The organism is Streptomyces sp. NPDC039609 (genome assembly GCF_055596705.1).
Genome location: NZ_JBVIUJ010000008.1, coordinates 293,491 through 305,753 on the forward strand (window position 1 = coordinate 293,491; position 12,263 = coordinate 305,753).

General features: G+C 70.6%; 10 protein-coding genes and 1 pseudogene. 3 read left to right on the forward strand and 8 right to left on the reverse strand.

What is annotated here, in order from left to right:
* Positions 1-37 precede the first annotated feature (37 nt).
* A complete protein-coding gene (locus tag ACZ561_RS25165; RefSeq protein ID WP_470999055.1) occupies positions 38-1,030 on the reverse strand; it encodes an ABC transporter substrate-binding protein in 993 nt (330 codons plus the stop codon).
* A gap of 612 nt (positions 1,031-1,642) precedes the next feature.
* Between ACZ561_RS25165 and ACZ561_RS25170 the strand changes: the two genes are divergently transcribed.
* Both ACZ561_RS25170 and ACZ561_RS25175 read left to right on the forward strand, forming a co-directional pair.
* Positions 1,643-2,677, forward strand: coding sequence for a zinc-dependent alcohol dehydrogenase (locus ACZ561_RS25170; protein WP_470999057.1), 1,035 nt, complete (start codon positions 1,643-1,645; stop codon positions 2,675-2,677).
* 86 nt (positions 2,678-2,763) lie between these two features.
* A pseudogene (locus ACZ561_RS25175) lies at positions 2,764-4,609 on the forward strand (hypothetical protein); the annotation flags it as partial.
* A gap of 118 nt (positions 4,610-4,727) precedes the next feature.
* On the opposite strand, the gene ACZ561_RS25180 reads toward ACZ561_RS25175, so the two are convergent.
* Positions 4,728-5,189, reverse strand: coding sequence for a MarR family winged helix-turn-helix transcriptional regulator (locus ACZ561_RS25180; protein ID WP_470999059.1), 462 nt, complete (start codon positions 5,187-5,189; stop codon positions 4,728-4,730).
* Positions 5,190-5,282: 93 nt separating this feature from the next.
* Here ACZ561_RS25180 and ACZ561_RS25185 point away from each other — a divergent pair, with 93 nt between their 5' ends.
* Entirely contained in the window at positions 5,283-5,654 is a 372-nt protein-coding gene (locus ACZ561_RS25185) for a VOC family protein (RefSeq protein WP_470999061.1), read from the forward strand.
* A 629-nt stretch (positions 5,655-6,283) separates the two neighbouring features.
* Here ACZ561_RS25185 and ACZ561_RS25190 read toward each other — a convergent pair.
* The 6 genes from ACZ561_RS25190 to ACZ561_RS25215 form a co-directional block, all read right to left on the reverse strand.
* Positions 6,284-6,859, reverse strand: a complete 576-nt coding sequence (locus ACZ561_RS25190) for a hypothetical protein (protein ID WP_470999063.1) — start codon at positions 6,857-6,859, stop codon at positions 6,284-6,286.
* Positions 6,856-8,235, reverse strand: a complete 1,380-nt coding sequence (locus ACZ561_RS25195; RefSeq protein ID WP_470999065.1) for a hypothetical protein — start codon at positions 8,233-8,235, stop codon at positions 6,856-6,858. Before ACZ561_RS25195 ends, ACZ561_RS25190 begins: the two co-directional genes overlap by 4 nt.
* Positions 8,232-9,041 (reverse strand): ABC transporter ATP-binding protein, encoded by an 810-nt coding sequence (locus ACZ561_RS25200; RefSeq protein ID WP_470999067.1) that lies wholly within the window; start codon positions 9,039-9,041, stop codon positions 8,232-8,234. The genes ACZ561_RS25195 and ACZ561_RS25200 overlap by 4 nt, the downstream gene beginning before the upstream one ends.
* A 149-nt stretch (positions 9,042-9,190) precedes the next feature.
* A complete protein-coding gene (locus ACZ561_RS25205; RefSeq protein ID WP_470999069.1) occupies positions 9,191-10,009 on the reverse strand; it encodes a zf-HC2 domain-containing protein in 819 nt (272 codons plus the stop codon).
* Positions 10,006-10,566 (reverse strand): RNA polymerase sigma factor, encoded by a 561-nt coding sequence (locus tag ACZ561_RS25210; RefSeq protein WP_470999071.1) that lies wholly within the window; start codon positions 10,564-10,566, stop codon positions 10,006-10,008. The genes ACZ561_RS25205 and ACZ561_RS25210 overlap by 4 nt, the downstream gene beginning before the upstream one ends.
* Before the next feature lie 386 nt (positions 10,567-10,952).
* Complete coding sequence (locus ACZ561_RS25215; protein ID WP_470999073.1) at positions 10,953-11,864, reverse strand: helix-turn-helix domain-containing protein; 912 nt, start codon at positions 11,862-11,864, stop codon at positions 10,953-10,955.
* Between the last annotated feature and the right edge of the window lie 399 nt (positions 11,865-12,263).

A 12,263-nucleotide genomic window follows, 5' to 3' on the forward strand; every position in this document is an offset into this window, starting at 1 on the left:
GCGCGAGGGCAGCCCCCGGTCTGCTGCGGGCGGAAGGTCAGTACTGACGGCCGGGCAGGGCGGCCGCGGCCTGGTCCTGGGTGAAGACGCCCTCCTTGACCTCGACCCGCCGCGGGACGCTCTCGCCCGCCACGACCTTCTTGGCGAGTTCCATCAGCTGGTCGCCGAGGAGCGGGTTGCACTCGACCACCACGTTGATCTTCTTCTCCTGCATGGCGACGAAGGCGTCCCTGATGCCGTCGACGGAGATCACCTTGATGTCGACGCCCGGCTTCTTGCCCGCTTCCTCGATGGCCTGGATGGCGCCCAGGGCCATGTCGTCGTTGTGGGCGTACAGGACGTCGATGTCCTCGTGGGACTTGAGGAAGGCCTGCATGACCTCCTTGCCCTTGGCCCGGGTGAAGTCCCCGGTCTGGGAGGCGACGACCTTGAACTTGGGGTCGCCCTTGATGGCGTCGGCGAAGCCCGCCTTGCGGTCGTTGGCGGGTGCCGAGCCGGTGGTGCCCTGGAGCTCGACGACGTTGACCGGCTCGGAGGTTCCCTCGTACTCCTTCACGAGCCACTTGCCGGCCTCCTGTCCCTCCTTGACGAAGTCGGAGCCGAGGAAGGACCGGTAGAGGGAGGTGTCCTGCGAGTCGACCGCGCGGTCGGTGAGGATCACCGGGATGCCGGCGTTCTTGGCCTCCTTCAGGACGGTGTCCCAGCCGGACTCCACCACTGGCGAGAAGGCGATGACGTCCACCTTCTGCTGGATGAAGGTGCGGATCGCCTTGATCTGGTTCTCCTGCTTCTGCTGCGCGTCGGAGAACTTCAGCGTGATGCCGGCCTTCTCTGCCGCCTCGCGTACGGACTTGGTGTTGGCGGTGCGCCAGCCGCTCTCGGCTCCTACCTGGGCGAACCCGAGCACCAGCTTGCCGTCGGAGGAGGCCTTGCCGGTGGTACCGGTACTCGCGGGCTCGGTGGTGCAGGCGGTCAGCACAACGCCGGCCAGGGCGGCGGCGGCGATGATGCGGAGGGCTCTGTGGGCCATGTCGTGGTTCCTCTCGGGACGTGCGTCGTACCAGGCGGAGCCCTGAAGGAGATGGGCCCAGCGAAGGCATGGCTGCGCAGCGGTAGTTGAGCCGGGCGGAGGCAGAGTGAAGCGTCGGCCCCGACGACCGGTGAGCTGGCGACGCGACACATTGTGAGCGCTAACAGACTTGTAACTCAAGGGCTCGTACGACCGTTACCCGTTCTTGACGCTCAGGGGGGTGAGTCGGCGACAAAGTACGCGAAGACCCTGAAGTCAGGAGGAGCACGCAGCTGCCGAGGTCGCCTCGGCTCTCCGAGCGGGCCATACGTCCTCCACCGACTCAAGGAGCCTTCCGCCGCCCACAGACCCGATTCAGCTACCTGACATGGAACATCGACTGAAGAGTTGTGAGCGTTAACACTCGTGGCCATTCCGTACGCGCGCACCGGAGCGGGCCTCGGCACACGCCCTTCTCACGCTCGGACCCCAGCCGAAGGGCCGCCGGAGTATCGCCACAGGCTGCCGAAAGCCCCGCGGAATGACGACCGTTGACACGTCCACACCACGCTTCGTATCGTCGCGACACGATTTGGAACAACGTCCGAGGTACCGAGCACCACGAGTCGCCCCATGTGTTCCATTCGGTCCAGCACCCATGGTCGACCTTCGGTGAGCCCTCGGAGGCAGGCTGTCGTCCTCGACGCTCCCGGAACGTTTCGCCTCGTGGAGCACGCGCCTCGCCAGCCAGGGCCCGGCGAAGCCCAGGTACACGTCCACGCCGTCGGGATCTGCGACAGCGACCGCGACGTCTACCTGGGCCGCCGCCCCGCTCCCTACGTGCGCTATCCGGTCACCCCGGGCCACGAGTGGTCCGGCACCGTCACCGCCGTGGGAGAGGGCGCGCCCGCTTCCCTGATCGGCCGCAAGGTCGTGGGCGAAGGGCTGCGGAACTGCGAGACCTGCGTACGCTGCCGCGACGGCGAGACCAACCTGTGCGCCCTCGGCTACGAGGAGACGGGGTTCACCCTTCCCGGTGCCATGGCCTCCACCCTCACCCTCCCCGCTCGTCTGCTGCACACGCTTTCGCCGGACGCCGACCTCACCGCCGCCGCGTTCCTCGAGCCGGCCGCCTGCGCGGCCGCCGCCGTCCTCAAGGCGTGCCCTCTGCCCGGTTCACGGGTGGCCGTCATCGGCTCCGATGCCCTCGGCCTGCTCGCCGCACAGCTCCTCGGCGCCTTCTCTCCGAGCGAGCTGACGATCGTCGTCACGAGCCCCGATCGAGCCGATCTGTCACGTCGTTTCGGAGCCACCGCCTACCGGACGTGGGACCGTGCCTCCGGTCTCGCGGACTTCGACGTGGTGATCGACGCCGCGGGCGCGACTTCGACCGCGCGGGCCGCGACATCTCTGCTGCGACCGGGAGGACGCCTGGTTCTTACGGGTATCCCGGTCCACGGGGCGGAAAGACTCGATCCCGCCCAGGTCGTCGCGCGGCAGCTGTCGATCGGAGCCGCCTTCGGAGCCTCCTCCGGCGCCTGGTCCTACGCCGTACGCGCCTTCTCCGCGGCAAGGCGACGGTGGAGGGGCTTCTTCCCAGTCTGGGAGCGCTCCCGAAAGGCGGCGTCGAAACCCTGCCGCACCCTGACGGTCCGTCAAGGTGGCTGACCGGCAACGGCCCTGCACGGCGCGCGGGTGAGCACGAAGGTGGGCGCAGAAGGCGGGCCGGAGCCGCAGGGCCGACCGAGAGGCCGGTCGCGAGGCGGTCCGTCAGGCGCTGGCGCGGATTCCCGGCACCGGCGATCGTGCGCACCGCACCGGCTGCCGACCTGTCCCAGGTGCTGCTGGTCGGCCACTCACGCGGCGGGGAGGGCGTCAACCAGGCCGCCACGGACAGCATCACCCCGCCTCCCGTCGATCAGGACGGTTACCAGGCCACGATGCGCTGGCGCATCCGCCGCACCGTCCTCGTGGGCCCGACCGCCTTCGGACAGAACCCGGCCCCCGACGTGCCGTCGATGACCATCCTGCCGGGCTGCGACGGCGACGTCGCCGACCTGCAGGGCGAGACGTACGTGGACGGCACGCGCGGAGTCAGCCGAGGTGCCGCCCTGCACAGCGCGGTCTCCATGGTCGGCGCCAACCACAACTTCTTCAACAGCGAATGGACACCGGGGCAGGCGACGGCTCCCGCCGAGGACGATTTCGCGGACCACTGCCGATCGGACCCGGTGTGCTCGCCGGGCGTGGCGACCCGGCAGACGGCAGTTCGGCAACAGGAAGCGGGCGCCACGTACATCGCCGCGGAGCCCGCCTGTTCGTCGCGGGCGGCGCGCACCGCACCACCGCCTTCGTACCGGACACCTCGCTCACCGTGAGCGGCGGACGGCTGTGTTCGGCGGTGGACGCCGACCCGACGGTCGCCTGTCTGAACTCTGACGGGACCGGGACCTCGCCGCACTTCGCGGAATGGGAACCGGGCCCCGAACCGGGCCGCCACGCGGTGGCCCTGAGCTGGCCGACACCGGGGTCCGCGGTACGGGTGCGTTCTGCCAAGCCGGTCTCCCTCTCCGGCGCCGAGGCGCCGGCCCTGCGGGTGATCGTGCCGCCGGGCACCACCGCAACCAAGCTGGATGTGTCGGTCGCCGACGCTTCCGACCGCCGGGTCACCCTCGGCGGGGTCCGTCTCGACGGGTTGCCGGGGAGCGACCGTACCGCCTGTTGCCGGGGACAGGAGATTCGCGTGCCGCTGACCGCCGTGACCCGGGCCGGGCTGGATCTGACGAGGGTCGAAAGCCTGGAGCTGACCCCGCGCAGCAGCTCCGGACGGGCCCTGGCTGATGGACGCCTGGGGCTGGCGCCCCGGCACACCGGCCGTCCGGCCGGCCGCACTGCCCCGCGTCGACATCGGCCGGCTGAAAGTCGAGGAAGGGAACTCCGGGACGCGCACCCACCAGGTCCCGGTGCGGGTCTCCGGCCAGGGCAGCGGCAAGGTCCGGCTGTTCGTCCTGGACCACATCACCGGACGGGTCACCACCCGGCTAGTGCCCCGGTAGCAATGTCGTCGACCTGCCGGTGGAGGTGGAGGGCAACACGCGCTACTCCTACGATGTTTCGCACGATGTCCTCGTGAAGTCGGTGCGGGGCGCGGTGGTCGGTTCCCACCACGGCGGCGTGACCGTGCAGAACGACGACCCGATGCCCGAGGTCACCGTGACACCGGTCACGGACCGGGTCTCCGAGGGGCAGAGCCTGACGTGGCGGGTGTCCCTGTCCGAGGCCGCTGACACCGAGATGTTCGTCCCCTTCGGCGTCCTTCCGACGGGCGACGACACGGAGCCGTCCAGCACGGACGTGGACCCGCGGTGGCTGATGGAGAACTACGGCGAATCGCCGCTCCCGGAGCGCCCCCTGTCCAAGGTGGCCGGAACGTCCCTGCTGTCCAGCGTCCCCGCTGGTCAACTGAGCACCGAGGAGTGCCATACCCAACGATCGCGGACGGTGACCGAACGGGAGGAAGTGGTGCGGATCCAGCTGTTCGGCTTCGAAGCGCCACCAGTCGGCCCGATCTTCGCCGGAAGGGTCGCCGACGGCTCCTGAGCGACGCCGGGCACACGTCATGGGCAGGGGTCCCGGGGACGGCCCGGCCCGTGGCGTGTCCGTCAGGTGGCCTCTCAAGCCACACCGGAGAGGCCGGCCATGCCTTGGGGCGCCGCGGTCATTCATCGAGGGCATCGGCCATGGTGTCGAGGTCGGCAAGAAGCGCGGCGAGGCGCTGGGGAGGGATGGCTTTGATCATGCGTTCTTCGATGGCGTAGACGACGCCGCGGGCCGCGTGCAGTCGCCGCCGGCCGGCGGGGGTGAGGTGGACGGGCAGGGCGCGGCCGTGATCGGCGCTGGTGGGCCGGGTGATGAGACCGGCGTCTTTGAGTCCGCGCAGGACCACGTTGGCCGACTGCCGTGTGACGAAGGTGCCGCGTGCCAGCTCGGCGTTGGACAGGCCCGGCTGTTCGTCGAGGAGTTCCAGACAGGAGTACTGCGGAACGGTGAGGTCATGCTCGCGCAGGGCCTTGTCCATGGCGCTGCGCAGGGCGGCTGAAGCGCGTTTGAGGCGATACCCAACGTGCTCGGTGACGTCTTTGGCGGGGTGGGGCGAGGGCACAGGAACACGGTCTCCCATGTCAGCATTTTGACATATGCGAGAAGCGGCACCTACGGTCACCCATGTCAAAGTCCTGACATCACACCCTGGCGCCCCAGTTCCGGAGGAACCATGCCTGCCACCGTCGAAGGTCCCGATTTCATCGCTCTGCAGGTGAAGGACGTGCCCGCCGCGGCCGCCTTCTTCGAGGAGCACCTCGGTATGCGCCGCGCACCCTCTTCACCCCCCGGCGCGGTCGTGTTCACCACCAGCCCGATCCCGTTCGCGGTCCGCGAGCCGCTCCCGGGCGTCGACCTGGATGGCGATAACCGCCTCGGCCTGGGGGTGGCCCTGTGGCTGCGGACCGCGAACGCCGCACAGCTGCGCGAGCAACTCGTGACTGCCGGAGTTGCGGCCGTCACGCCCTTGCAGGACAGCCCGTTCGGCCCCACCTTCACCTTCACCGGCCCCGGGGGCTACCTGCTCACCGTGCACGGAGGCTGACCACGGCCGCCTTGGGTCGCCGCGCGACCGACGACGGGCGCCTGTGACGCTGCTCCCGACGAGGAAGTCGCGCCGAAGAGACCAAAAGGGCCAGACGTCGCTGGCTGATGTCCGTAAATCGAGAGAGCCACATCGTCGGCCTGACACCACCTCAGAGGTGTTCCAGCAGATCGCGACGATGCCACGGGGCTGTGCTTGGATCGCAATTCATGGATGGCCTACACGAGGCCGGGCCTGAGGACCAATGTCTGGCATATGTGGTTCGTGGCCGACTCGTATGTGGTGCGCTGGAACCGGGCCCCGGTCTCCTATCTCTGCCCCACGGTCGTAGCCGCCGCGCCTGCGTTGCTTCGCGTCTGCCTCCTGCGTCAGGCCGAACGAGTAGTCGGCGCAGGGGGCGGAGGGGTGGGAGCGTTCATGCGTCGGGAGTGATCCCCTGAGGACGTGGTGACGTGTTGGACGCCGATGGGCAGTGACTGGGACCTGGTCGCGAACAAGTCACCCGACCCGGCTCGGCTTCGTACTGACGCTGAAGCTCTTCGAGCTGGAGCCCCCTTTGCGCACTCGGGCGGCCGGGTTTTCAGCCCCTTGCTGCCACGGCCGCGTCCCGGGCCGGTGGCCCGGCCCGTTTACCGTCTCGGTCCCGCGACGGCGTAGGCCGCGGTGCCGGCGACCGCGAGGACCACGGCCGTCCAGGTGCCCGCTGCCGTACCAGGCGGCAGTAGCATCCAGGTCGCCACCTGCATCGGCACACTCGTCGGGGGCGGGGCGAAGAACGAGAACGCGAGCCAGGCGAACGGCAGCGTCCAGGCGTACTGGCCGCCCGAGAGCGCCGCGCCCAGGGCGACCAGTCCCATCATGCCCGCGCTGTCCCGGAAGACGAACGCGGTCGTGGCTATGTCCTCGCCCATCGCCTGCACGGTCAGCAGCACCGTGCCGACGACTGCGCTGGCGAGCAGCACGTGCGCCGCCCTGTGGGGCACCCAGCGGATCGCGGCCGTCCGGTCCAGCGCGAGGTCGTGCCCGCTGAGCCCGATCGAGACCGCCATCGCCCCCGTCGCGAGGACAAGCACGGCCAGCCGCGGATCCCCCGGCCCCCCGCCCCCGTCCCGGGCGAGTGCCCACACCGACACCGCGCTGATCACCACCGCGGCGAGTGACGCGGGCACCTGCCGCGAGCGCGCGTACAGCGTCAGCCATCTCACCGGGACGCACCGCCTTTCAGCGCGTCGAACGCGTCGCCCTTGCAGGAGAGCGCGGTAGCGCGCATCGCGTTGATCCGCGAGAGCTGCTCGGCCCGCGGCAGCGCCTTGAGTTCCGTCCACACCGGGCGGGCCTCGGCGTCGACCTCGCGGCGCAAACTTGCCGGCATTGTGCCGGGCAGCGACCTGAGGTCCCCGAGGAGCCAGCCCACCGCGACGGTCTGCGCGAATTCATCTCCCCCAAAGCTGCGCCAGCCGACGGGTGCGCACCCTGGCACCATGCCTTTGGCGATCAGGGCCCAGGTCAGCTCCCCGCCCTTCGCGGCGGCAATGATGTCGTCGTCGAAGTCGAAGAGCACGGTCTTGCGGGACCACTGCGGCGTGGAGCCGGCCGGCAGGACGGCGGTGTTCTCCCGGACCGAGACCGGCGCCTGGCCGCCCAGAGCGTCGTGCAGCAGGCGCAGCGCCTCCCTACCGGGACCCGCGAGGTCGGCGAGTCGTGCCTGGTGCGCGGTCGTCACGCATACCGGGCCGTCGCACACCAACTCCGCGGCGGCCTCGTCGACCACGTACGTGCGGCGCGGGTCGGAGGGGAGGACGAGCAGGGCGATCACCGCGCCCACCAGGACGGGCGTCAGGGCGAGCAGCCGGGCGCGCGGGGTCGCGGCGACCAGCAGCGCGAAGCCGGTCGCGGCCATGCCGAGCAGCCAGATCGTCTGCCCGAGGTGCACGGAGGCGGAGAGGGTGACAAACACCTCGCGCACCTGCCCCACCGCCGGTGACAGCAGCGAGAGCCGGTTCACCACCGAGGCCGTCGGCACCCCCGATTCCGTCGACAGTCGCAGGAGGATGGCGAACACGAAGGCGCCCATGGCCAGCGCGGGCGGGGTGAGCGCGGACGGCAGCGCGCGCCCGGCCCCCATGCCCAGCACGGCTCCCGCGACGAGAGAGAGCGCCGCCACCAGCGAGATCGGCAGCCACCCGAGGTGCGTGTACTCGGTGTTGGCGAGCACCTGGACCGCGCCCACGAGGACGAGGAACACAAAGGCCGAGGGCAGGGTGATCGCCGTCGTGCCCGCCAGCGTGGCGGCGCGGTGCCAGGCGGGCCGCGATGTGGTCGTCAGCAGCTCGGACATCTTCGAGCGGTGGTCGCGCAGGCCCTGCAGCGCCCCGAGCCCCACGGCGAGCGGCCACAGGTAGGCCAGCAGGGCGCGGGTCCACAGGGCCATGGACGTCCACTGGGCCGTCCACGCCGTGGTGCCCCTCCACCATGCGGCGTTTACCAGGTACAGGAACGCCAGCGCGCTCGTCAGGACCACGGCCCCGGCCCACGGGGCGATGGAGCGCCTCAGCTCGATGCGCAGGACACGGAGGTTCACCAGCTGCCCCTTCCCTGCTCGGAGTTGAGCAGCAGCGCCGAGTAGCCGCGCTCCAGCGGGCTGTCACCCGCGTCCTCCGGGCCGCCGATCGAGGCCAGCTCGTCCGGAGGGCCCTGGAAGACCAGCCGGCCCTCCGCGAAGAGCACCACGTCGGTGCAGGCGGCGGCGACGTCCTCCACCAGATGGGTGGAGACCACCACGCACGTGTCCGTGCCGAGCTCCTGCAGCAGCTCGCGGAAGCGCAGCCGCTGCGCCGGGTCCAGGCCGACGGTCGGTTCGTCCAGCAGCAGGATCGTCGGGTCGTTGACGATGGCCTGGGCGATGCCGACCCTGCGCACCATGCCGCCCGAAAGGGCTTTCATCTTCTCGTCGGCGCGGTCCGCCAGACCCACCCGCTCCACGGCGCGCTGCACCGCCCCGGGGATGTCCGCCTTGGGCACCTCCTTCAGCCACGCCATGTACTCGACGAACTCACGCACCGTGAAGCGCTTGTAGTAGCCGAACTCCTGCGGCAGGTAACCGATCCGGCGGCGCAGCGAACGGTGCTCGCCCATGCCGCCCGCGGACTCTCCGAGCAGCTCCAGGGTGCCCTCGGTGGGGCGCAGTACGGTGGCCAGTGTCCGGATGAGGGTGGTCTTGCCCGCCCCGTTGGGGCCGAGGAGTCCGTGTATGCCGGTGCCCAGCGACAGGTCGAGCCCGTCGACGGCCATCCGGTTCCTGCCGACTTTGACCTTCAGCCCGACGGCCTGGATCTCCCAGGCGTAGGCCGTCGGCGCGACATCAGCCGCGCTCACCGCGGTCATCATGTGGTGTTCCTTACGTTGTTGGTGGGTTGATTCCGGTCACTCGTAGGACCGGGAGACCCAGGGATGCCGGTGTGGCTGCGGTGTTTCAGCCACTCATCGGGATGCGCGCGACAAGATGGCAGGTAAGGACACACCGGCGATGCCGGTGGTCATCGATGGGCTCCCAGCACGGAGTACGCGCCCCTGCGGGCGATCACGACACCGATGCCGAGCGCGAGGATCAGCCCCCACACGGGCAGACCGTCCGTCTGCAGGGCGAAGGTCGTGCGGCTAGCGACCAGGGTCGGCGCCACGACTACGGCGGCCCACACCGCGACCAGCGCAACAGCCGCACGGGTCACGCCGACGACACCGCCGAGCGCCAGGGTCGCCGAGGTGAAGGCCAGACAGGGCAGCAGCCATTGCGCGGCCGTCATCCCCGTCACCCATCCGGCCACCAGCAGCGCGGGGACGACCACGGCGAGCACGGAGGCGGTGCGCCGCAGCACCAGGTACAGCCCTGCTCTGGGCGCCGAGGCCGTCAGTTCATACGCCGGGTCGAGCCCGCGCGACCACGACGCCGCGACGCCGAGCACGGGCAGGACCGGGGCGAGCAGAAGGACCAGTGACACCCCGCTGGATCCGGTGCCGACCAGGTCGAGCAGGAGCGCGAGCAGTGTCACGCTCACGACCATGGCCAGCCACGGCACCATCACCGGCGTCATCCACGCGGACAGCCACACCGACCAGCGCCGCTGGCGCGGCGTCGTGGCGGTGGCGGCCAACTGGGGGCCGAGGCCGGACCACACCGTGTCGACCAGTGCCGCCACGGCGGGCACCTGCGCCCTAACGGCGGCCGACAGCCGGTCACGGCACACCCGGCACGCTTCCAGGTGGGCCTCCAGGGCCCACACCTCGTCGGCGGCGATGTCCGTGTCGCCGCGCGCGTAACCTTCGATGATCCGCATCGACGCGTGTTCCACGCTCATGCCAGCGTCCTCCGCATCGCGATCCTGGCCCGGCGGGCACGGGTCTTGACCGTGCCCTCGGGCAGTCCGAGCAGGACCGCGGTCTCCCTGACGGACAGTCCGTCGAGCACCATGGCCTGCAGTACCTCTCTGAGCTCCGGCGCGAGGCGCCGCAGCGCGTCGCCGACGTCACCGCCGACGGTGGCCGCGAGCGCCTCCTCCTCGGCGGCGGGCGCCAGGGGCTGCGGGGCGGCCGCGGGCGGCGGCTCCGCGTGGTGGGCCCTGCGCCGGAACGCGTCGACGAGGCGGCGCGCCGCGATCGTCCACAGCCAGCCGACGGCCGTTCCTCCGGCCGCGGCCCCGGCGAACGCACCCGCCGCGCGCCACACCGCCAGATACGTCTCCTGCATGACCTCGGCGACGATCTGCTCGTCCGCGCAGCGGCGGCGCAGCCGCACCGCCATCCACGGCGACGTACGCCGGTACAACTCCTCGAACGCGGCACGGTCGCCCTTGGCCACCAGCCGGACAAGACGCTCCTCGTCCAACTCGTGCAGCGCTGCTCTGACTGATCTCACACTCCCTAGACGCCCGAGCCGGGCCGCAGGTTTTCCCCCCAATGTGATCCCCGCCACCCGTGGGAAGACCCGTGGGTTCCACTCAACCGACGTTTCGCCGCTGTGCAGCGGTAGCTTCGCCGGCCCGGCAAGCCGGTCTGGGCTTCTGTATTCGTCGATTTGAGCCGCGTGTGGGAGGGGCTTCCTGCCGCGTGGGCCGGGTCAGGCGGGGCCGGTGTGCTCTTACGCCGGGTGATCCAGCCGGGGGTGAAGGCGCCCCAGCCCGGGTGGACGGCGGCCTTCCCCAGTCGTTGCGGGAGGTGCTGATGGAGCAGCACGGCCGACTGACCGCCGCCCCCTCGCTCCGGCTCGCCTCAACCCAGGCGGGGCAGGGGCGGTACGGCCGGTCAGGCTTGAACCGCGGCACGCAGGGCTCGCGCCAGCCACTCCAGCTCCTCCGACGTGTCGGGAGACGAATACTGTCCGCGCACGCGGGCGACGAGCCTGCGGTAGCGATCCGCCCCTGCCTCGATCCCGGCCTCCAGGCACAACAGCACGGCGGCCCTGTCGGCGTCGCCGAACAGCTCGGACAGCACTTCGGCCGCAGCCGGTCCCTCAGGGGCGATCCCGCATTTTCTCACCTCCGCGACGGTCTGCACGACCTGCCTGGCCCACCAGATGGACGCCCCGGGGGCACGATCCTGCCCGGGGACCGGGGTGCTCAGCTCCAGCATGGTGCGCATCCGGGCTCGGAAACCGGGGTCCCGCACCAGCTCGACCAGTTCGATCCAGGCGTCGACCTGCTCGGGTGTCGGGTCGTCGGGCAGTTCGATGCTGAAGGTGCGCATGCGGTCACGCAGGCGCGGGTCGACGTCGAGACCGCCGAACACCTCCTCCTTGAACTCGTCGATGATCTGCTTGCGCTCGGCGGCGGAAAGCCGTGCCAACCGGTTCATCAGTGCTGTCTCCTCAGCGGTCGAACCACGCTTCGATACGGTGGACAGGACGGCCCGGCTCACCTTGAGGGAGCGGATCTGCGCGTCGAGTGCGGCCACGTGCGCGTCGGCGACCTCGGCGACCGTGGTGCGGCCGCTCAGGACGCGGCACACGTCGTCGAGCCCGAGGCCCAGCTCCCGCAGGGTGCGGACCAGCTCGACGCGGGCCACGGACTCGGCGTCGTACAGCCGGTAGCCGCTCGCGGAGCGGGCCACGGGCGGCACCGCTCCCTCGTCCGACCAGAAGCGCAGCGTGCGCACCGAAAGTCCGGTGCGGTGCGCGAGCTGACCGATGGTGAGCACGTCGCGGCGTTCGTCTTCCATGGGCGAGATCCTGGACCCTCCAGCCGCTGGAGACTCAACCGCCGGGCACGCGAGCCGGTGGATCTTGACGTCGAGGGGCTTCCCGCCGCTTGCCGTGGCGGTCATGCAGGTCCACCTGAGCCCGTGAGGACCCGGCACACGACGGGGTCAGCGAAGGCGCATCAGTACTGGCAACACCACCTCCTCTGCGCGGAGGTTCCGGACGGGTTCCATGACGTGCCGAGCAGGAGGGGTCATCGGCGATGTACACGGTGAAAGGGACACCCGGCCCGGCACGCTCCTCCAGGTCGTGCCCGCGCTCCTGCTGCAGCCCTCTCCCCGTACGCATTCAGCGGACCATGCCCACCTTGCCCAGCCCCGCGGCCGTGCCGCCCGCCCGAGAAGGCGCACCATGACCAC